The 20068-nt window shown below is 37.0% G+C and carries 21 protein-coding genes; 12 read left to right on the forward strand and 9 right to left on the reverse strand.

Translation table 11 applies throughout. The features are described 5' to 3' along the window. Nucleotide 1: 1 nt before the first annotated feature. From NTX65_07565 to wtpA, 4 genes are read right to left on the reverse strand one after another with little or no spacing between them, the layout of a single operon-like run. Nucleotides 2-1009 (reverse strand): hypothetical protein, encoded by a 1008-nt coding sequence (locus tag NTX65_07565; GenBank protein MCX6169179.1) that lies wholly within the window; start codon nucleotides 1007-1009, stop codon nucleotides 2-4. A gap of 23 nt (nucleotides 1010-1032) precedes the next feature. Continuing rightward, nucleotides 1033-2079, reverse strand: coding sequence for an ABC transporter ATP-binding protein (locus NTX65_07570; GenBank protein ID MCX6169180.1), 1047 nt, complete (start codon nucleotides 2077-2079; stop codon nucleotides 1033-1035). After that, entirely contained in the window at nucleotides 2080-2865 is a 786-nt protein-coding gene (locus NTX65_07575; GenBank protein MCX6169181.1) for an ABC transporter permease, read from the reverse strand. A gap of 5 nt (nucleotides 2866-2870) precedes the next feature. After that, a complete protein-coding gene (gene wtpA, locus NTX65_07580) occupies nucleotides 2871-3905 on the reverse strand; it encodes a tungstate ABC transporter substrate-binding protein WtpA (GenBank protein ID MCX6169182.1) in 1035 nt (344 codons plus the stop codon). 92 nt (nucleotides 3906-3997) lie between these two features. Between wtpA and NTX65_07585 the strand changes: the two genes are divergently transcribed. Beyond that, on the forward strand, nucleotides 3998-6181 hold the full coding sequence (locus NTX65_07585; protein ID MCX6169183.1) for a hypothetical protein: 2184 nt from the start codon (nucleotides 3998-4000) through the stop codon (nucleotides 6179-6181). Between the two features lie 122 nt (nucleotides 6182-6303). Here NTX65_07585 and thiS read toward each other — a convergent pair whose 3' ends face one another. Then, entirely contained in the window at nucleotides 6304-6513 is a 210-nt protein-coding gene (gene thiS, locus NTX65_07590) for a sulfur carrier protein ThiS (protein ID MCX6169184.1), read from the reverse strand. Between the two features lies 1 nt (nucleotide 6514). After that, a complete protein-coding gene (thiF, locus tag NTX65_07595; protein ID MCX6169185.1) occupies nucleotides 6515-7102 on the reverse strand; it encodes a sulfur carrier protein ThiS adenylyltransferase ThiF in 588 nt (195 codons plus the stop codon). A gap of 163 nt (nucleotides 7103-7265) precedes the next feature. Between thiF and NTX65_07600 the strand changes: the two genes are divergently transcribed. From NTX65_07600 to cysK, 10 genes are all read left to right on the forward strand, one after another. Further along, nucleotides 7266-7694 (forward strand): CBS domain-containing protein, encoded by a 429-nt coding sequence (locus NTX65_07600; protein ID MCX6169186.1) that lies wholly within the window; start codon nucleotides 7266-7268, stop codon nucleotides 7692-7694. 175 nt (nucleotides 7695-7869) lie between these two features. Continuing rightward, nucleotides 7870-9162, forward strand: coding sequence for a S28 family serine protease (locus NTX65_07605; GenBank protein MCX6169187.1), 1293 nt, complete (start codon nucleotides 7870-7872; stop codon nucleotides 9160-9162). Nucleotides 9163-9221: 59 nt separating this feature from the next. Next, the gene (locus NTX65_07610; protein MCX6169188.1) at nucleotides 9222-9713 is read left to right on the forward strand and encodes a DUF2721 domain-containing protein; all 492 of its coding nucleotides are present in this window, start codon (nucleotides 9222-9224) and stop codon (nucleotides 9711-9713) included. Beyond that, complete coding sequence (gene aat, locus NTX65_07615; GenBank protein MCX6169189.1) at nucleotides 9706-10308, forward strand: leucyl/phenylalanyl-tRNA--protein transferase; 603 nt, start codon at nucleotides 9706-9708, stop codon at nucleotides 10306-10308. The genes NTX65_07610 and aat overlap by 8 nt, the downstream gene beginning before the upstream one ends. 127 nt (nucleotides 10309-10435) lie before the next feature. After that, nucleotides 10436-11119, forward strand: coding sequence for a hypothetical protein (locus tag NTX65_07620; protein ID MCX6169190.1), 684 nt, complete (start codon nucleotides 10436-10438; stop codon nucleotides 11117-11119). Between the two features lie 54 nt (nucleotides 11120-11173). Then, nucleotides 11174-12166 (forward strand): class II fructose-1,6-bisphosphate aldolase, encoded by a 993-nt coding sequence (locus NTX65_07625; GenBank protein ID MCX6169191.1) that lies wholly within the window; start codon nucleotides 11174-11176, stop codon nucleotides 12164-12166. Between the two features lie 175 nt (nucleotides 12167-12341). Next, on the forward strand, nucleotides 12342-12665 hold the full coding sequence (locus NTX65_07630) for a DUF2752 domain-containing protein (protein MCX6169192.1): 324 nt from the start codon (nucleotides 12342-12344) through the stop codon (nucleotides 12663-12665). After that, the gene (locus NTX65_07635) at nucleotides 12658-13008 is read left to right on the forward strand and encodes a TM2 domain-containing protein (protein ID MCX6169193.1); all 351 of its coding nucleotides are present in this window, start codon (nucleotides 12658-12660) and stop codon (nucleotides 13006-13008) included. The genes NTX65_07630 and NTX65_07635 overlap by 8 nt, the downstream gene beginning before the upstream one ends. Before the next feature lie 360 nt (nucleotides 13009-13368). Then, on the forward strand, nucleotides 13369-14232 hold the full coding sequence (locus NTX65_07640) for a serine acetyltransferase (GenBank protein ID MCX6169194.1): 864 nt from the start codon (nucleotides 13369-13371) through the stop codon (nucleotides 14230-14232). A gap of 12 nt (nucleotides 14233-14244) precedes the next feature. Further along, nucleotides 14245-15156: a cysteine synthase A gene (gene cysK, locus NTX65_07645; GenBank protein MCX6169195.1), complete on the forward strand. Its 912-nt coding sequence runs from the start codon at nucleotides 14245-14247 to the stop codon at nucleotides 15154-15156. 86 nt (nucleotides 15157-15242) lie between these two features. Here cysK and NTX65_07650 read toward each other — a convergent pair whose 3' ends face one another. From NTX65_07650 to NTX65_07660, 3 genes are read right to left on the reverse strand one after another with little or no spacing between them, the layout of a single operon-like run. Further along, the gene (locus NTX65_07650) at nucleotides 15243-15881 is read right to left on the reverse strand and encodes an NAAT family transporter (GenBank protein MCX6169196.1); all 639 of its coding nucleotides are present in this window, start codon (nucleotides 15879-15881) and stop codon (nucleotides 15243-15245) included. Then, the gene (locus NTX65_07655; protein ID MCX6169197.1) at nucleotides 15874-17337 is read right to left on the reverse strand and encodes a pyridoxal-dependent decarboxylase; all 1464 of its coding nucleotides are present in this window, start codon (nucleotides 17335-17337) and stop codon (nucleotides 15874-15876) included. The genes NTX65_07650 and NTX65_07655 overlap by 8 nt, the downstream gene beginning before the upstream one ends. A gap of 17 nt (nucleotides 17338-17354) precedes the next feature. Beyond that, entirely contained in the window at nucleotides 17355-18197 is an 843-nt protein-coding gene (locus NTX65_07660; protein ID MCX6169198.1) for an alpha/beta fold hydrolase, read from the reverse strand. A gap of 148 nt (nucleotides 18198-18345) precedes the next feature. Here NTX65_07660 and NTX65_07665 point away from each other — a divergent pair, with 148 nt between their 5' ends. Beyond that, on the forward strand, nucleotides 18346-20031 hold the full coding sequence (locus NTX65_07665) for a proline--tRNA ligase (GenBank protein ID MCX6169199.1): 1686 nt from the start codon (nucleotides 18346-18348) through the stop codon (nucleotides 20029-20031). Nucleotides 20032-20068: the final 37 nt, after the last annotated feature.

Genomic DNA, 20068 nt, shown 5'->3' on the forward strand with positions numbered 1-20068 from the left:
TTTATTTGATTATCAGAAACTCAATTTTCTCTACCGATTTCACATTCCGGTCAACAAAAAAATCTGGTGTTGCGAATAAATTAAACTTTCCATCTTCAGAGGAACCGTTTTTTTCAATGAGAAGAAAATCATTCATATCGTTTCTGTTTATTATCTCACTAAGACTGTAAGTTACTCGGTAACCATCTTTAGCAGAAACACAGAGTATCGTGCTGATGCATTCATTCATATCAAATTTTACATTTTTTTGCAGAACCGATCCAAAAACGAATCCTTCAACATCATCTACTCCTTTCCATCCTCTTCCGTGTCCGTAACCAATGCCTCTGAATTTTCTTGTCTCAACTCCAATCACATCTGTAATTACAAAATTATTTTCTCCGTTTACAATTTTTATTTCAGGAGAAAAAGTTTCTTTCACTCTTTCTTTAGAATACTTTCCGACAAAAGATTTTACTGTAATCCTTACGGGATTAGCTATGATTCTAAAATTAAAAGCATCGTAACCGCAGATTATTTGAGGAACTTCAGGTAAAGGCCATTTCATTTTCATTTTACCCGGATTAATGGCACTTACGCTTTTAGTTATTATCGCATTAAAATTATTCTTTGAATAAAATAATTCTCCCCAGCTGAATACTGTTTTTTCCCCTTTATCATTTTCAACAATAACATATAGATCAACAGCGGGCTTGAATTCTTCTTCATTGGTTTTTTTAACTTTCTTTGTGTTTATTATATCAAAAAGAGAATATCCGCTTACAAAGTAGGAACCAATAAATTTATTCTTATCAGTTCCGTAAGTAAGATCTTTCATCGGAAAGCAATGCAACGGAAGAGATGTTAAATCGACTGCACCCGGATTTTCAACTTCTCCATCGACAATAATTGATTTGATTGAAAATTCTTTTAGTTCAGAATCATCAAAAAAACTTGGTGTACTCTCACTCTTATCCTGGGCAATCATGGGAAAAGCAAACAAAATCATTATTACAAAAATCTTTTTCATAATTCTCTCTGTTTATTTATTCATTAGTTATAAATTTTACATGCGGATGCTTTAAAATTTATCCAGACTTCTTTACCTATTTTCAGTTCAAGCGAGTTCATTGCTTCCGATGAGATTAGCGAGATTAATTCGCAACCGATATCAATTGTGACTTCAATTCCAATTTTTGCACGTGCAATATCGGTAATTTTACCTTTGAAATGATTACGCGCGCTTCCCCTCTCTACAGAATTGGAAATGTTAATTTCTTCCGGCTTGATAAGCAAGAACGCATCTCCATCGGCGGTATCGGTTAAAGAAAATATTTTAATTCCGTTTGTTAAAAATTCTTTTAAATCACTTTGCTCAATTGTTTTTAGATCTCCACGAAGAAAATTCTTTATTCCGATAAACTGAGCTACAAATTCCGATTTCGGATGTTTAAATATTTCTTCCGGTGATGCCACATGAACTATTTCCCCTTTTTCCATTATACCGATTTTACTGGCAAGAGAAACGGCTTCTTCATAGTCGTGCGTTACATGAATAATAGTAATTCCATCCCGGTTTAATTTCCTCAACAATACACGCAATTCATTTTTAGACTTTGGGTCGAGCGCAGATAAAGGTTCATCCAGAAGGAAAAGATCATTTCCTGAAGCTAGACTTCTTGCAAGCGCAACACGTTGATATTCGCCGCCGGAAAGGGTTTCCGGAAAACGTTCAAGCTTATCATCTACACCGGTTTGTTCGGCAGAAGTTAGAACTTTTTCTTTAATATTTTTTTCTTTTCTGCTGCGGAGCGGATAAGCTATATTTTCAAAAACCGTTAGATGAGGGAATAGATCGGCGTCCTGATAAACAATACTTATGTTTCTCTTCTGAATTTTTTCAGCAGATATTTTTTGACCGCGTAAAAATATTTCACCGGAACTTATTTTTGTTAATCCAGCAATCGATTCAAGAAGCAGACTTTTCCCGACACCTGAAATTCCAAGAATGACAAAGTAATCTCCTTTGTTAACTCTGAAATTGACATTCTTCAATTCAAAATTGCCGGCTTTTAATGATATGTTTTCAACAACGAGCATTTAATTTTTCTTCTTTATCAATCTGAGTGTAATAAAAATTAGTAAACAAACCGTAACGAATACAACCGCGACCGGGACGGAATATTTTAATCCATATGAAGTGAATCTTTCAAATATTAGAACCGGTGCGGTTTGAGGATTGTACGCAACTATTATTACCGCTCCAAACTCACTCATACCCCGTGCCCACATTAGAATAAATCCGGATAAAACTGAACGCCATGCAAGTGGAAGAGAGATCGTAAAAAAAACTCTTATTGGTGAAGCGCCCAAGGTTAATGCGATTTTTTCGAGACGTTCCGGAACAGCTGCAAAACCGTCGCGTGCTGCATTAATCAAAAATGGAATGCTTACAAATGCCATTGCTAAAATTATTCCCGCTGGGTTACCGATAAATTTAATTCCAAATAATTCCCCGGCTTTTCCAAGAAAACTATCTCTTGTTATAATTCCCAACACAGCAATACCAGCTGCCGAATGAGGAATGATTATCGGGAGATCAATTATTCCATTTACAATACCTTTAAGAGGAAAATTTTTTCTTGCAAGAAGATATGCCAGAGGAACGGCAAGAAATGAAAACAAAATTGTCCCGGCCATCGAAGTCCATAAACTCAACCAGATACTGTTTCGCACTTCTTCACTTCCAACAGCTTCATTCAGTGATCCAAGAGAAGTGTTTAGATACATACCCGCCAACGGGGCAATAATAAAAAGTAATAACACACCGCCGAGAAATGCAAAAACCAAATTAAGAAGCGATTTATTTTGAAAATATTTTTCCATTTAAATTATTTTTTCTTCAAGGCATATTTTTTCAAATCGTCCGGCAATTTATTGTATGCGTCGCACACCGAGGGGATCACGGTCGGCTGTCCAAACTCTTGTATAACTTTCAGACCTTTTTTCTTATCCATAAGGTAATGAATGAATTTTTTTGCCAGAGAATAGTTAGGCGAGTTTTTAGGAATTGTAACACCGTAAACCATTGATGAACCTTCTTGATAAATTTTTTCTCCAGGTTTCTTCCCGTTCAATTCTACAGAAACCTGTTTGTAATAATTTTCAAGTTCTGCTCTTTTCAAATTTATTTTATCGGGCAATATCAAAAATTTTAATCCATGCTGTTCCGCAACCGATCTGTAAAGAAAAATGTAATCAAGCTCTCCCTCTTCAAGAAGCGCGAGAAGGTCTACCTCCTTCGGACGTATGTATTCATGATCTTTTTTGATCAGCTTTTCTGCCAATCCCTTTTTGTTATAAAATATTTCTGCGAGTTTCATAGTTAATATAGTTCTATAGCCGCATGGATCGGCATTGGGATCAGCCCGTCCAACAGAAATATTTTTATCAAGTAGAATTTCGAACCAGTTTTTTTGATTAATCTCGTTAGCTCTGCGGGATTTATCAGTGAAAACAATTGCCATTTCATTTGTAGCAAATTTCAAGTTCCAATCTGCGTATTGTGGAATTAACAACTGATCGATCACCATATAATCTGCCGAAGCAAAAATATCGCACGGTTTCTTCAATTCGGAAATTTTTCTGGCGCATTCACGGCTTCCGGCAATTTCTTTTAGTACTTCAATGCCGGGATTCTCCTTCTTGAATCCGTTAATAATTTTTTCGAAAGGAACAGTTAAACTTCCCGCATGGAAAATTATTAACTGGTTTTGATTTTGAGCATTTACAGATCCGTAAATCAATAAAAATAGAAAAAATGCTTTTTTTAGAGAAAAAACATTCATTTGATCAAATACCTTTATTTTTGGCGAGCAAAGTCTAACAATTAATATTCTTTCATACAACTTTCCAAAATCGTTCATCTAAAGTGCGTTGGGTTTCAAGTGCCCCTTTCTTATATTTCAAAAGACTTTTTTAGCTTTTTATAAAAAATAAAAGATTTGGAGAATTCCTAATGGAAGTTTTGGAAATTTTAGAACAGCGTAAACTCATAAAAGAATTTAAATATGAAATAACCCCGATGGATAAAGGTTATTCAGATAAAACACTTTATATAAATCTCTCTGAGAATGAAATAAAAATTAAAAACGTTCCTTTAGAGATGAAGGAAAAATTTATTGGCGGAAAAGGATACGGTTTAAGATATCTCTGGGATGCAACAACACCGGAAACAAAATGGGATGACCCGGAAAACGAAATTGTAATCTCGGGCGGACCGGTTTGCGGAATTACACAATATTCCGGAACCGGGAAATCAATTGTAGTTACTATTTCACCGCAAACTGATTCGGTAATGGACAGTAATGTTGGCGGCTGGTTTGGACCGTTTTTAAAACTGAACGGTTTTGATGCAATTGAGCTTCAAGGCAAGGCAGAGCGCGATGTAATTATAATTCTTGACGGACGCGATGGGACAGGTAAAATTAGAGTTGAAGAAGCTCCGGCAGATCCTGTAAACAGCCACCACTTAGCAGATATGTTAACTGAAATGTATTGTCCTACTGAACAAGATAAAATGAAAATTGCAGTTGTATCAGCCGGTGCGGCGGCAGACCATTCTTTGATCGGTATGCTCAACTTTAGTTTTTACGACAAGAGAAAAAAACGTTCAAGACTGAAACAAGCCGGGCGCGGCGGAATTGGAACCGTATTCCGTAATAAAAAAATTAAAGCAATTGTAGCTCTTGTTGCAAAAGTTGAAAATGATATGAACCATGTGGTTGATATGAAATCAATCATTGAACGCGGACAGCGTTTCAATAAAGAAATGAAAGAGCTTGATGATACACAATGTGAAATGAGAACAAAAGGAACGGCACATTTAGTTGAAGTGATGAATGATTACGATCTCCTTCCGGTAAATAATTTTAAATTCGGCAGTAACGAAGCGGTCGTTGGGAACATCGACGGCAATACATGGAAAAAACAATTTGAGCAAGGCTCATTTGACGGATGCTGGTTAGGATGCAACATGAGCTGTGCTAAAGGAGTAAACAATTATATTCTTCGCACCGGTCCTTTTAAAGATGAAAGCGTAATTGTTGACGGGCCTGAATATGAGACTGCTGCAGGCATTGCCGCAAATTCCGGAATCTTCAGTACTGATTATACGATTGAAGTAAATTTTTATTGCGATACCTACGGCATCTGCACTATCACATGGGGAACCACAGTAGCATTCTTAATGGAATGTTTCGAAAACGGAATTCTAAATTTAGAAAGAACCGGTGGATTGAAATTAAATTTTGGTAATGCAGATAACGCGATGGAAATGCTTCACCAGCTTGGACGCGGAGAAGGTTTTGGAAAAACTGCAGGACTTGGCGTTCGCAGACTAAAAAAATTATTTGCAGAGAATGGTTGGGGCGATCCTCAATTCTTACAAGATATTGGAATGGAGAACAAAGGGCTTGAGTATTCTCAATACATGTCTAAAGAATCGCTTGCACAGCAAGGCGGATATGCAATGACAAACAAAGGTCCTCAGCACGATGAAGCATGGTTAATCTTTATGGATATGGTTAACAATCATATTCCTACATTTGAAGATAAAGCTGAAGCACTTCATTACTTTCCACTTTTTAGAACATGGTTTGGTCTTGCGGGTTTTTGTAAACTTCCATGGAACGATGTTGAACCGAAGAACAATGCAGAAACTTCCGAACCGGCTAAAGTGCCGGAACATGTTGATAACTATATTACAATTTACAAAGCAGTAACAGGCCGCCCGTTTGATAATAAACGGTTAATTGAAGATTCTGAAAGAGTATATAACTTTCAAAGAATGTTCAATCTTAGAAGAGGCTACGGTGTGCGTAAATGGGATGCTCAGCCATATAGAGCTGCCGGTCCGGTTACAGAAGAAGAATATTTATCGCGCCAGGAAAGATATGATTCTCAGCTCAAAGAGTTGATGGGGATGAATCCGGAAGGAATGAGTTTAAAAGAGAAGATGGCGGCGCACAGAAAATACAGAGAAAATAGATACGAACAATTGCTTGATGCTGTTTACAAAAGAAGAGGTTGGGATGAAAACGGTGTTCCAACATTGGAGCATTTGAAAAAACTTGGAATGAATTTGCCTGAAATGGTTGAGTTAAGAACTAAATATCAAAAAGGTGAATGGAAGTTGAAATAAAATTAAAAAATTCTTCTAATATTAATTTAGAACCCCGTTGGACTAATTTTATTGAAGTCGCAACGGGGTTCTTTTTATTTTAATTGATTGATACGTGCGGTTAATTGATTGTGTCTAATTAGTTATCCCCCGCTAATCATATGAATAATTTCAACATTATCGTTTTCTTGAAATGATGCCGAGTCAAAATTTTCACGCTTGATTAATTTACCGTTCAGTTTTACAACGAGCCGTGTGAATGAAAATTTTTTCAGTTTCAGCAATTCATTGATGGTCAAGTTCTCTTTAGTTGTTTTTAAATCTTCTTCTCTGTGATTTAAAATAATTTTCATTCTACTTATCCTTACCTAATAATATTTCCAAAACTACATTCGCCATCATATTAGCAACGACTCCAACTCTCGGTGCGAGTGGCGGATCTTGATCGCTAGTTTCGGAAATATGATCTCCAACCATATAAAGATTATCATGACGTTCGATTTTGATCAATTCGCTTCCGCCCCAGCCCGCAAGACCAACGCCGCATACGATCGGTTTGTTCGGAAATTCCGATAAAACAGTTTCAACTATCATCTCTTTCATTTCGGCAAGATCGAAAGCTTCAACAATTACATCTCCTTCTGCGAAAAGTTTGGTAATCTCAATTGGAGTAAGTTTAATAATATGAGCTTCCACTTCAATTGACCGGTCAATTCTATTGATATTCTCTTTGAGAGCAGCCGCTTTAAATTTTCCGATCTGGTCGGAGAAAAAATATTGACGGTTAAGATTATTTTCTTCGATTTTATCATAATCTACTATTATCAACTTGCCAACTCCAACACGGGCAAGCGCAACCGCCGCATTTGAACCTAAACCGCCGCATCCGGCAATACAGACACATTTGTTTTTTAACCGAAGCCTTATTTGATTGATATTCATCATTAATGGCAATTATTAAGTAAAATATAATTAAAACCCAATCGTGCAACAAAATTGAATATGCTTAGTTCGCTTTTACTTTTTTGCTTTTTATCTTGAATTAGTTCACCTGAAAGTATTAGATTCAATTTAGAACAACAAAGTACTTTAGACCCGAGGCTATATGAAAACTTTAAAAGATACATTAGTAACAAAAACACTTCTCTCTGTAAAATCCGGCACCAGTATTTATGATGTTGTATGCATGATGGCCGAACACAATATTGGTCTTGTCCCGATTCTTTCGGAAGATGGGAAATTATTGGGAGTTTTTTCCGAACGCGATTTAGTAAGAAGAGTAATCGCAAAAGGGCTGGACTTAAAAACGACTCTTGTTGAAGATATTATGACAAAAGATTTGGTCCTTGCAGATGTTAGTGAAACTTACGAACAGTGTCTGCAAAAAATGAAAGACCGCGGAATAAGGCATATTGTAATTATTGAAAACGAAAAATTAGCCGGTATATTGTCTATCAAGGATTTACTTGAGATGGATATCAAAGTGCATCGAGAGACAATAGAAGTACTTCATAATTATATTTACTCAAAGTAGATGAGAATACTTTTGCTAATTATGATTTAACACCTACGCAAGACTGAATTCAATTAATCTTGTTTAATTACTCGCAAAACCAATATCTCTTCGATTTAACAATTTGGTTTATTCTATCATTCGAAAAGATGGAATCTTTATTCTATTTTTGTATTAACAAAATATCGAGGGAATAATGATTGCAAAGATTAAACTGCTCTTCATAGTTTTATTAATCGTAACATCAACCGCAATTTCTCAAACTGAATCTCAACTCCTTAAAAAATTAAAATCATTCAAAGAAGTAACCGACATTACACCGATTAAGCACGACACAACATTTAACGAAGCATATGAGCTGATGATTACACAACCGGTTGATCACAACAAACCCGGCGGCGTAAAATTCAAACAAAAAATTTATCTGTCTCATAAGAACAATTCTTTGCCGGTTGTATTTGTTACAGAAGGTTATGCTGCAGGCAGCAGCCGCGCAACAGAATTGACAAAAATTTTAGATGCTAATCAAATTGTAGTTGAGCATCGCTACTTTGGAAAGTCTGTTCCGAAGAAAATTGATTGGAAATATTTGAATATCAAACAGGCAGCAGCAGACCATCATCTAATCGTTCAATTATTCAAAAAAATTTATGAAGGGAAATGGATAAGTACCGGAATCAGCAAAGGCGGTCAAACAACACTTTATTTTAAAAGATTTTATCCGGATGATGTTGATGTCTCGGTGCCGTATGTGGCTCCGATAAATCTATCTGCCGAAGATCCGCGAATCTATATATTTTTAAATTCAGTTGGAACGCAGGAATGCCGGGATAAAATAATCCAATTTCAACGTGCATTTTTATCTAAACGGGATGAGATAAAAAATTTACTTATGCGCGACGTGGAGAAAAAAAATATCCGTCTTGCATGGGACTACGATTTTGTGCTCGAGTATATGACTTTGGAATACTCATTTGCATTCTGGCAATGGGGAAATACCAAATGCGAGGATATTCCGGCGGCTGATTCCCCGGCTGAGAAATTATATGATCATATGGTGAAAGCGAATCCCCTCTATTTCTTCACCGAACAGGCAATGAAAGATTTCGGTCCATTTTATGTACAAGCATACAATGAGATTGGTTATTATGGTTATGATTTAGAACCATTCAAAGACTTACTTAAAGAAATCAAAGACGGAACAAATAAAATTCTTGTTCCAAAAGACGCAAAAGTTAATTTCGATTGCAATGTTATGAATGATGTAAACACCTGGCTTCAAAAGCATGGTAATAATATCATCTACATTTACGGAGGGAACGATACCTGGAATGCTACATCGATTCAACTGCTAGGACAAACAAACGCCATAAAGATGGTAAAGAAAGGCGGTTCGCACGGAACCAAAATTGGAAGCTTTGAAGGTGAGCAGAAAGAAAAAATTTACTCAACATTGGAAAATTGGCTTGGAATCAAAATTAATAAATAATTTTTATACAGTTATTTTTAATCCGGTTTCATAGGAACTAGACTGACAATGGAGAAACAATGGATCTATTCAAAGATTTAACACTCAATGCAGTTCAAATTATTCAGCTCATGCTTGCGCCAGCCATAATGATTAGCGCGTGCGGATTACTATTACTCGGAATGAATAATAAATATTCACTTGTTGTTAATCGCATCCGTTTACTTAATGAAGAGAAAAGAGGTTTGCTTATAACCATCGGCGAGAACAGGCATACCACAGATGATAACGTACGGCTCGAAAGCGCGACTATTCAAATAAGTTCTCTTGTTTATAGAGCAAAATTAGTACGCAATGCCGTTTTGGGTTACACTACGGCAGTGGCTCTTTTCGTAATTACTTCTTTATTGCTCGGCATTTCTTCCGTACTCTCACTAGAAAAATTGAATTACTTTATCATAATTTCATTTTTATCGGGAATGTTATTTGTTCTCATCGGTGTATATTTTGCCGGAATGGAGACTAAGAAAGGGTACGATATAATTTCCTACGAAGTTAAGGCGCATGAGTAACAAAAATTTTTTTTCGAAGAAGGAATCGCTTCTGCCGGAAAATATGATTTTGATGTATGCTCGCGGTGCATTCCCAATGGCAGATGATACGGGAGAAATCGATTGGTACATGCCAAATGTCCGCGCAATTATTCCTCTTGATTCTTTCAACATTCCCCGCTCGCTCAAAAAATTTTATTTATCAGCCGATTATGAATATTCTTTCGATGCAAATTCTCTTGAAGTAATTACACAATGCGCCAATAGAGAATCAACATGGATTTCAGCGGAGCTGATCGAAGCGTATAAAGGTTTGCATCGACTCGGTTATTTGCACTCTGTAGAAGTTACGCAAGACGGGAAATTGGTAGGAGGATTGTACGGTATTGCATACCGGGGAGCATTCTTTGGCGAGTCAATGTTCTCAAAAATTTCACAAGCATCAAAATGTGCTCTTGTGAAATTGATCGAGCGGCTTCTTGAAAAGGGATTCACACTTCTTGATGTTCAATATCAAACCGATCATCTAAAAATGTTCGGATCAAAAGAAATTCCATTTGAAGAATTCTCGAACATGTTATTTGAAGCCTACAAACAAAATGTGGTATTCCGCTAACATTCCAATTTTCTAGCTTCTTCAATAAATTTGTATATTTCCACACGAAAAACAGTTTATTATTTCATTTTTCATTTTATAAATTTATGAAGGAGTGTTAGTAATCATAAATAAATGGAAATCTGTTATGAAAAAATCAATTGGCTTAATTGTATTTTTCGTTTTTGCGTCAATTAGTTCGGCTCAAACTGCAGGAGTAAGTTTCATGATTGCTTCGCCGCAAGGTGAATTTAAAAACAATGTAGATAATCCCGGTTTCGGTGTTCAGGTTGAAGGGACACTTTGGGCACCATCGGTGGAAAGACCAGTTTCCATTGGAGTAAATATAGGTTATCTGGTATATGGTCATGTAAATGAGAGAAGAGCCTGGCCCGGTTTTCCTGGAATCTTTCTAAATCTCTCCAGGACAAACAGTATAGCAAATTTACACGCACTATTTAAAATTAATCCGTTTATGGGTTCGGTTAGACCTTACGTTGAGGGAATTTTCGGAGGCAATTATTTATTCACAACGTCAGAAGTTAAAAGCGAAAACGACGATCAGCAAATTGCATCCTCAACGAACTATGATGATTTCACATGGAGTTACGGCGGCGGTGCCGGAATACTTTTTAAACTAGCTGATAATTTGGATAGAGTCACTGGACTTTTCCTAGATCTAAAAGTCAGATATATGTATGGTACCGAAGCGGAATACTTAACTGAAAATAGTGTATTCGTTAATAGTCAAGGCGATACTATTATCAATCCGCAGAAATCAAAAACAGATTTAATTACATTCCATATCGGGGTGGTTGCATATTTTAATTAACGAATTGAAGCAAAATTATATTTCAAAATTTTATTTCCCAGAAAGGTTAGAGACATGACTACTTACAAAGAATTAGGATTGGTAAATTCGAAAGAACTTTTTGCAAAAGCAGTTAAAGGCGGATACGCTATTCCCGCATTTAATTTTAACAACCTCGAACAATTGCAAGCGATTATCGGTGCGTGCGTTGAAACGAAATCACCGGTTATTCTACAAGTATCCAGCGGCGCTCGTAAATATGCAAACCAAACTTTGCTAAAACATTTGGCAAAAGGCGCTGTTGATTACGCACATGAATTGGGTTATGATATTCCAATCGTTCTGCATCTTGATCATGGTGATAAATTGGAACTTTGCAAAGCATGTGTTGAATCCGGATTTTCTTCCGTGATGATTGACGGTTCTCATCACCCTTACGATAAGAATGTTGAACTTACTGCTCAAGTGGTTGAGTATGCTCATAAATATGATGTAAGCGTTGAGGGCGAACTTGGAGTTTTAGCAGGAATTGAAGATGAAGTATCAAGCGCTGTTACACACTACACTAAACCGGAAGAAGTAGAAGACTTTGTAAAAAAAACGGGCGTTGATTCATTAGCAATATCTATCGGAACATCTCACGGCGCCAACAAATTCACACCGGCGCAATGTACACGTAACGCAGACGGAATTTTGATTCCTCCTCCACTACGATTCGATATACTGGAAGAATGTGAAAGAAGAATTCCAGGATTTCCGATTGTACTACACGGCGCTTCATCAGTGCCCCCGGAACTTGTAAAGATTATAAACAGCAATGGCGGAAAATTAAACGACGCAGTTGGAATTCCGGAAGAACAATTACGCCGTGCAGCCGCATCTGCTGTTTGTAAAGTTAATATTGATTCAGACGGCAGACTTGCTATGACCGCTGCAATCCGCAAAGCATTTATGGATAATCCGGCTGAGTTCGATCCGCGTAAATATCTTGGACCTGCTCGTGATGCATTGAAAGTATTGTACAAACACAAAATTGTTGATGTACTTGGAAGCGCAAACAAAGCATAATTTTTTTGTCATTAATAAGATTGTTTAACTCAGGGCTTGATAATCGAGCCCTTTATTTTTTAAAGGAACAATTTTCTTGTAAAACTAATCATGATTACAAACGACTAAAGAACTGACACTTGATTCATGAAATAATTTCGAGTATAATCAACTCAGAATTTTATTGATCAAACAAATGAAGAAGATCAAATCAATTCTAAAAATAGTTGAGTGGGAAGGAATTCTATGGATGGCGGGATTAATTTATCTGGTCTTCATTAATCCATACCAGGTTCAGTATTTCACTCTCTGCCCATTTCATAATCTGGGAATATCATTTTGCCCCGGATGCGGTCTGGGAAGATCTATTTCATTCTTCTATCACGCCGATTTATTTCATTCGATTAAAACTCATCCGCTCGGTATAATAGCTTTTCTAATAATTAATGCACGCATAATAAAACTTTTCATTCGAATGTATAACAACTATCACAAATCAAATGAGGTTATTTATGGCTAACATTTACGAAATCCTACCAGAAGTCATGGGTGAAGAACAATTTTATCTTTCCGGTTTAGTTAAAAATATGGATGACAAACAGGCCCAACAGTTTGCGAATATTTACCGCTCAAGGAGAAAAGATCCGCAGACAATTCTACTTGTTACCTTAGTCGGTTTTCTTGGCATCGCCGGAATTCAAAGATTCTTAACAGACCAGATCGGATTGGGAATTCTTTATTTCTTTACATGCGGACTTTGTTTAATAGGCACCATTATCGATTTGGTTAATTACAAAAAAATAGCTTTTGAGTATAATCAGAAAGAAGCAAACCAAATAATGATGATGATTAAGAACATGTAGTTGAAGCAATAAAAGTAATCTTTTTTCAGTAAGTAATTTTTAAGAGAGCAATTATATTTGCAATACTAAAAGCGGCATTATTGCCGCTTTTTAAAATTTAGTCCTCTAAATAAATTGTCTTGCCGCACCCATAAGTTGAACTTTCTCTTTAATAATTTGTTTTGGTAATAGACGATCAAATTATTGATTCTATTAAATATGATAAATTTTCAAAGATATAATTCTCCACTGCAAGAGACCGGGAACAACGTCTCTATCTCTTCTATAACTTTCTGCGGACTTTCCAATACCTGTTGTTGTTGCTAATCCCTTTCTAGTATTTCATCCGAAATTAATTTTTAACAAATTGATATAATTATTATGAAACAAGAACGAAGTAAATCCACTTTATTTTATGATTTTGCAACTACATTACTTGATAAACGGCAATCACATTCATGTACTTCATCTCTGAAGACAGAAGCAATCGATTTTCTTGAAGAACTTATTGATTTTCTTTTTTCACATTTTTCAAACAAAATATATTATACTCAAGAAGATGTTCTGGCAAAACTGCAGCTTCTTGAAAGAAATTTGGTAAGCCTGCTTAAGAATCTAAATTCTCATTTTACTGAAGATGCCGCTTCTATTGCAAAAGAATTTACTCTCCAAATACCCATTATTCATGATAGATTATGGGCAGATGCCGAGGCAATTTATCAAGGTGATCCCGCAGCAGAGAGCGTTGATGAGGTAATATTAGCTTATCCCGGATTTATGGCTATCTGCATCTATAGAATTGCTCACGAGCTTTATAAGCTAAACTTACCAATCATTCCAAGAATACTGACCGAACATGCACATGAAAAAACCGGAATTGATATTCATCCCGGTGCTAAAATCGGTTCACCGTTTTTTATAGATCATGGAACCGGAATAGTAATCGGCGAAACTTCGGAGATCGGAAAGAACGTAAAAATATATCAAGGTGTTACACTTGGCGCATTGAGCGTTGATAAATCACTTTCCCAAACAAAACGTCATCCGACTATTCATGATGATGTGATTATTTATTCTCAAGCTGTTATTCTTGGCGGAAAAACTGTAATCGGTGAAAAGAGCGTAATCGGCGGAAATGCATGGATAACTCAAAGCATTCCGGCAAATTCTATTGTTTATAATAAAAGTGAAGTGCGTGTTCGAAGTAACCAGGATTTTGAAGACACAATTGATTTCATAATCTAAAGGATAAACAAAATGAAAGCATTTAATATATTACAGACCATCGGCAATACACCGCATGTCAAAATCAATAACCTTTTTGGAAATAAAAATGAAATCTGGATGAAACTCGAAAAAGCGAATCCCGGTGGAAGCATCAAAGATAGAATTGCACTGTCAATGATTGAAGACGCTGAGAAGAAAGGAATTCTTAAACCGGATAGTATAATTGTAGAACCAACGTCCGGCAATACGGGCATTGGTTTGGCGATGGTTGCCGCAGTTAAGAAATATGAGTTAATTCTTATTATGCCGGAATCAATGTCGATAGAAAGAAGAAAAATAATGACCGCTTACGGCGCTAAACTGGAATTAACTCCGCGCGAACTTGGCATGAAAGGAGCAATTGCAAAAGCAAATGAGTATGCCGCAAATAATCCAAAAGTTTGGATTCCCCAGCAATTTGAAAATCAAGCAAATGTTGAAGTACATATACGAACTACTGCTCAAGAAATTTTAAATGATTTTCCAGAGGGATTTGATTATTTAATAACCGGAGTTGGAACCGGCGGACACATTACAGGAGTATCAAAAATTCTAAAAGCAAAATTTCCAAAACTAAAAGTCATTGCAGTTGAACCTTCGGCCTCACCGGTGCTCTCGGGCGGACAACCGGGACCGCATCCATTACAAGGTCTTGGTGCCGGGTTTATTCCTAAAATTCTTGATACATCATTGATAGATGAAGTAATAACGATTACGAAAGAAGAAGCGTATGAGTTTATACAAAGAGCCGCGAAAGAAGAAGCTTTGTTTGTTGGAATTTCCACCGGCGCTGCATTAGCTGCAGTTTCAAAAAAATTGCGTTCGCTCAGTGAAGGGGAAAAAATCCTTACATTCAATTATGATACAGGCGAAAGATATCTTTCAGTAGAGGGTTTATTCTAAGGCTTTCATATTCTTGATCTTGCTCATGCTCTTAATCCTACTTCGCGGGTATGAACGAGATCGGGAGTACTGACTTTTCCGGTTCATCATTTAACAAGAAACATTTCTCTTACCAAAGGAGTTAATCCGCCAAACATCAATTCGACGGCAATCATCATAACTATTAATCCCATAATTCGCATAAACACTTTGTTGCCGCTATGGCCAAGCACCGAGAGAATTTTTCTACTGCTTACAAGCATAAGGAAAGTTATAAGAAGAACAACAATCACAACAGAAAACAGAATAGCTTTCTCGGTCAAATTTCTTGCATCGCTAAAAAGAACTATTGTTACGGTTATTGTTCCGGGACCGCAAATCATTGGAATGCCAAGCGGTGTAATCGCAAAATCGTTCATGAATTCAGAATGGTTTCCTTCTTCCTCTTTTGTACTTTTTATTTTGGCGTTCAACATATCATAGCCGGACATAAAGAAAAGTACTCCGCCTACGATCTTTAATCCGTTAATAGAGATGTGGAAAAAATCGAAGATAAAATTTCCGGCAAATGCAAATATTACAATAATGGTAAATGCGGTGGCAACGCCCTTGAGAGCAATCTTTCTTACTTCACCGGATGACATCTCTGCAGTAAGTGTGCTGAATAACGGAATCACTCCAAACGGGGTTACCATTGTAAATAGTGAAGTGAAAGCAAGTAAACTAAATTGAAAAATTCTATCCATCGGATTTTTCCTTCAACAATATTTTATTTAGTTCTTCATGAATCACTTTCCACGCAAGCTCAACATGTTTTTCTTCTGTCCTTAATCCCGATATTACCAAACGAATTGTGAATTTGCGGTTTAATTTTGTGTGAGTAAGAAAAACTTTGCCCGTTGAATTGATTGCGTTCATTAGTGTTTCGTTTAACTCATTTAATTTAGTTTCGTCATTTTCGTTTACTGGTTTTGCTCTAAAACAGATTGTACTGAATGGTGTTGGCGCCAACCGTTCGAATGATTGATCTACATCAATCCATTTTGCAAAAAGCTGTCCAAGACGAATGTGTTCCCGCAATCTTGATTGCAAACCTTCTACACCGAAATACCGCAGAACAAACCAAAGTTTTAATGAGCGGAATCTTCTTCCAAGCTGAATTCCGTAATCCATATAATTTTCAACAACAGAATCTTCCGCGGTTTTTAAATATTCGGCAACAAGCGAGAATGCTTCTTTAAGAACTTCCGGTTTGCGTGTAAATAAAATGCTTAAATCAACAGGAACAAATAACCACTTGTGCGGATTCACAACAAAAGAATCCGCACGCTCAAGATCTTTGAAATGATTATTCATTTCCGGAAGCATCGCCGTTACACCGGCATGTGCACCGTCAACATGAAGCCAGATTTTTTCACGCTCGCAAATAGTTGCGATCTCATCAACCGGATCGACACTTGTTGTTGATGTAGTTCCGATTGTTGCTACTACACAAAAAGGTAAGAATCCATTTGCACGGTCTTCCTTAATTGCTGTTTCAAGTTCAGACGGAATCATTTTGAATTCAGAATCGACCGGAATTTTTCTAATTCCGTCTAATCCGATTCCGAGTGTGAGCGCCCCTTTATCTATTGATGAATGCGCATGTTCCGAACAATACAATTTTAATTTAGGAGCGCCGCTCATTCCTTTCTTCCGAATATCATACTCAATTGATTCTCGCGCCGAGGCAATAGCGTGCATCGAACTTACTGAGGCGGTATCATAAATTATTCCTTTAAACTCTTTAGGCAGATTCATTAATTCACGAAACCAACTCAAAACAGTTTCTTCAAGTTCGGTAGATGCGGGTGCGGATTTCCAGACCATGCCATTAACATTAAATGCCGCGCTCAGAAGTTCGGCGAGTATTCCCGGTCCGCTGGCGGAGGAATTAAAATATGCCATAAAGTTCGGGTGCTGCCAATGAGTCGTGCCGGGTAAAATTATTTTATCAACATCGGCTATAATTTTATTTATATCTTCACCACTTTTAGGTGCGCTGACGGGCAAATGAGATTTAATCTCTCCCGGTTTAATGTTTGGCAGCACAGGAAATGATCCGACATTTTCAAGATAATTGGCAACCCAATCAATTAATTCGTAGCCATACTTTTTAAATTCTTCCGCTGGCATATCGCCAAAACTCTTGCTCTTGCTCATGATCTTGCTCTTATCCTTTAGTAATTATTAAGTTCATTTAACCAATTAGAGACTATTCTTGCAAGCTCAATTCGTTTGTCTGCTAATGAATATCCCGTTTCCAGAATATAGTCCTTAACATTTTTTGCATTATTTGTTTTCAAAGAATTAATTAACGGTTGATGATGGATTTCCAGCGGTGTAGTCGAATCATTTTTTGCGCCGATGATTAATAAATTTTTCTCTTTCAATTTTTCAATGTGATTTAAAAGATTCCATTCGTTTTTGTAAGTGATCAATTCATTAAGAAGGATTTCGGATGAATCGCATTTTACAAAATCCATTGAGGGTCTCAGATGCTGTGCGCTGAATTCATAAACCGGTTTGTTAGATTCGATAAGTCCGCCAAACAATCCCGCATTAAACCCCGCAAGCGAAGCGGCATATTTTATTTCGTCAAACTGAATTGAATTGTACAACGCAGCGAATCCGCCCATGCTGTGTCCCATCAAAATTATTTTATCCGGGTCATTACCGAATTTTTCTTGCGCATAATCACTCTCCATAAAATTTATTGAATTCGGGACATCCTCAACTAAATTTTTCCAGAGGTAATCTCCGCCGCTTCCCAAACATCCTCTATAATGAAACACCAGCACATTAAAACCTTGCCTCTGAAAAACATGCGCGAGATCGTAACTTACTTCATATCCGGGAAACCCATGCAAAAGTATAATTACAGGATGCTGCCCGGCACCGGCTGAACGAAACATTGTTCCCAAAAGTTTGGATCCGTAACTTTCAAATACAACCGGTAATGTAGAAGCCGGATAATCCGGATCATAAAATTGGTCTTCAATTACCGGATCGAAATTAGACATTACTCATTCCTATTGAGTTCTCATTTTGCAATTAAAGATAAGAAGAAAAAGATTTGTCTGAAATTGTTATCGCTTCTCTTCATTATTTTTAATTGCCAGCCTCATTTCTTATCTTTGCCGAACATTTTACTAACAAAAAAATATTCTAATGAGATTAAGTAAATCGTTTATACCGACATTAAAAGAAGTGCCGAATGACGCTGTAATTCCAAGCCACATTTTAATGATACGTGCGGGATTAGTGCGGCAAGTTTCAGCGGGAATTTATACCTGGCTTCCGCTTGGATACAAAGTGCTAAGAAAAATTATGGATATCATCCGCGAGGAGATGAACGCGATCGGCGGACAGGAATTTCATTTTCCGGGTTTGAACCCGAAAGAGATTTGGGAACAGACCGGGCGCGTTGAAGCGTTCGGCGATATTCTTTTTCAAATAAAAAACCGGGAATACGTTTTAGCACCGACACATGAAGAAATTGTAGCTTTTCATGCAAAAGGTTCTATCGTTTCATATAAAGATATGCCGCAAATTTGGTATCAGATTCAAACCAAGTTTAGAAATGAACCGCGCCCTCGCAGCGGCGTAATACGCGGAAGACAATTTATAATGAAAGACGCGTACACCCTTGATAAAGACACAGCCGGATTGGATGTTGGTTATGCACTTCATGATAAAGCATACCGATCAATTTTTGACAGATGCGGAATAAAATATTTTATTGTCGGAGCTTCGAGCGGCGCAATGGGCGGAAGCAAATCGGAAGAATTTATGGTTAAGAGTTCTGCCGGAGAAGATACTGTTGCGTACTGCGAAAAATGCGGTTATGCCGCTAATGCAGAAGTTGCTGAATCGGTTGCTATAAGTGCAATACATCACGCCGATAGTAAATCAGTTTATGAAATTTCTACACCGGATGTAAAATCAATTGACGAGCTTTGTACATTTTTAAAACTTGGAGAGCACGAAACTGCAAAATCAAGGATCTATATTAATGACGGTCAGCCTGTGCTTGTATTGATGCTCGGCAACGATGAAGTGAATGAAACAAAACTTACTTCTGTTCTTGGAGGCGTAGTTCGTCCGGCTCATCCAGATGAATTGAAAGAAATTACCGGCGCCGATGCAGGCTCGATTGGACCGATTAATTTTCCTCACCGGACGATTGCTGATAATCTTTTAAAAGACGGAAACAATCTTTACAGCGGTGCGAACAAAAATGATTATCACGTTGGCGGTTTAGATTTAAAACGCGACGCACCTAAAATTGAATATTTTGATTTACGTACTGCCGAAAACGGTGAAAAATGTATTCGCTGCGGTTCAACACTCGAAGTTTTCAAAGCAATCGAGCTGGGACATATTTTTAAACTCGGCACAAAATATTCTGAGGCGCTTGGTGTTAATTTCTTAGATGAGAATGGAAAAGAAAAACCAATTGTTATGGGAAGCTACGGAATTGGCGTTGACCGTGTGTTTGCTTGTTTTATCGAACAAAATTTTGATGAGAAAGGAATTGTGTGGAAAGAACCCCTTAATCCTTTCGATATCCATTTGATCGGGTTGAACATGAAGAACGCTTTAGTATCCGAAGCATGCGAACGTCTTTATATTGATTTGATTGCCGACGGTTACGAAGTTCTATTCGATGACCGTTTGGATGCAAGTGCGGGTTTTAAATTTAATGATGCGGATTTACTAGGTATGCCAGTTCAGGTTATTGTTGGCGAGAAAAATCTGAAAGACGGAAAAGTTGAGTTTAAAAATAGAAAGTCCGGACAGAAAAAAGTTGTTGAACTGGACAAACTGTTAGATCAGCTTCAAGAACCGTTTTAGTAATGACTACCTGGTGAAGGAAGTAAAGTAATTTTTA

The organism is Ignavibacteriales bacterium, assembly GCA_026390795.1.
Lineage (GTDB): Bacteria > Bacteroidota > Ignavibacteria > Ignavibacteriales > Melioribacteraceae > Fen-1258.

What these genes read in the sequence shown, in the direction of transcription:
- NTX65_07620 (MCX6169190.1), top strand. Translation starts at nt 10,436, where the DNA reads ATGAAAAAATCAATTGGCTTAATTGTATTTTTCGTTTTTGCGTCAATT.
- aat (MCX6169189.1), top strand. Translation starts at nt 9,706, where the DNA reads ATGAGTAACAAAAATTTTTTTTCGAAGAAGGAATCGCTTCTGCCGGAA.
- NTX65_07640 (MCX6169194.1), top strand. Translation starts at nt 13,369, where the DNA reads ATGAAACAAGAACGAAGTAAATCCACTTTATTTTATGATTTTGCAACT.
- wtpA (MCX6169182.1), bottom strand. Translation starts at nt 3,905, where the DNA reads ATGAACGATTTTGGAAAGTTGTATGAAAGAATATTAATTGTTAGACTT.
- NTX65_07630 (MCX6169192.1), top strand. Translation starts at nt 12,342, where the DNA reads ATGAAGAAGATCAAATCAATTCTAAAAATAGTTGAGTGGGAAGGAATT.
- NTX65_07575 (MCX6169181.1), bottom strand. Translation starts at nt 2,865, where the DNA reads ATGGAAAAATATTTTCAAAATAAATCGCTTCTTAATTTGGTTTTTGCA.
- NTX65_07565 (MCX6169179.1), bottom strand. Translation starts at nt 1,009, where the DNA reads ATGAAAAAGATTTTTGTAATAATGATTTTGTTTGCTTTTCCCATGATT.
- NTX65_07605 (MCX6169187.1), top strand. Translation starts at nt 7,870, where the DNA reads ATGATTGCAAAGATTAAACTGCTCTTCATAGTTTTATTAATCGTAACA.
- NTX65_07570 (MCX6169180.1), bottom strand. Translation starts at nt 2,079, where the DNA reads ATGCTCGTTGTTGAAAACATATCATTAAAAGCCGGCAATTTTGAATTG.
- NTX65_07625 (MCX6169191.1), top strand. Translation starts at nt 11,174, where the DNA reads ATGACTACTTACAAAGAATTAGGATTGGTAAATTCGAAAGAACTTTTT.
- thiF (MCX6169185.1), bottom strand. Translation starts at nt 7,102, where the DNA reads ATGAATATCAATCAAATAAGGCTTCGGTTAAAAAACAAATGTGTCTGT.
- NTX65_07610 (MCX6169188.1), top strand. Translation starts at nt 9,222, where the DNA reads ATGGATCTATTCAAAGATTTAACACTCAATGCAGTTCAAATTATTCAG.
- NTX65_07660 (MCX6169198.1), bottom strand. Translation starts at nt 18,197, where the DNA reads ATGTCTAATTTCGATCCGGTAATTGAAGACCAATTTTATGATCCGGAT.
- cysK (MCX6169195.1), top strand. Translation starts at nt 14,245, where the DNA reads ATGAAAGCATTTAATATATTACAGACCATCGGCAATACACCGCATGTC.
- NTX65_07635 (MCX6169193.1), top strand. Translation starts at nt 12,658, where the DNA reads ATGGCTAACATTTACGAAATCCTACCAGAAGTCATGGGTGAAGAACAA.
- NTX65_07585 (MCX6169183.1), top strand. Translation starts at nt 3,998, where the DNA reads ATGGAAGTTTTGGAAATTTTAGAACAGCGTAAACTCATAAAAGAATTT.
- NTX65_07600 (MCX6169186.1), top strand. Translation starts at nt 7,266, where the DNA reads ATGAAAACTTTAAAAGATACATTAGTAACAAAAACACTTCTCTCTGTA.
- thiS (MCX6169184.1), bottom strand. Translation starts at nt 6,513, where the DNA reads ATGAAAATTATTTTAAATCACAGAGAAGAAGATTTAAAAACAACTAAA.
- NTX65_07650 (MCX6169196.1), bottom strand. Translation starts at nt 15,881, where the DNA reads ATGGATAGAATTTTTCAATTTAGTTTACTTGCTTTCACTTCACTATTT.
- NTX65_07655 (MCX6169197.1), bottom strand. Translation starts at nt 17,337, where the DNA reads ATGAGCAAGAGCAAGAGTTTTGGCGATATGCCAGCGGAAGAATTTAAA.
- NTX65_07665 (MCX6169199.1), top strand. Translation starts at nt 18,346, where the DNA reads ATGAGATTAAGTAAATCGTTTATACCGACATTAAAAGAAGTGCCGAAT.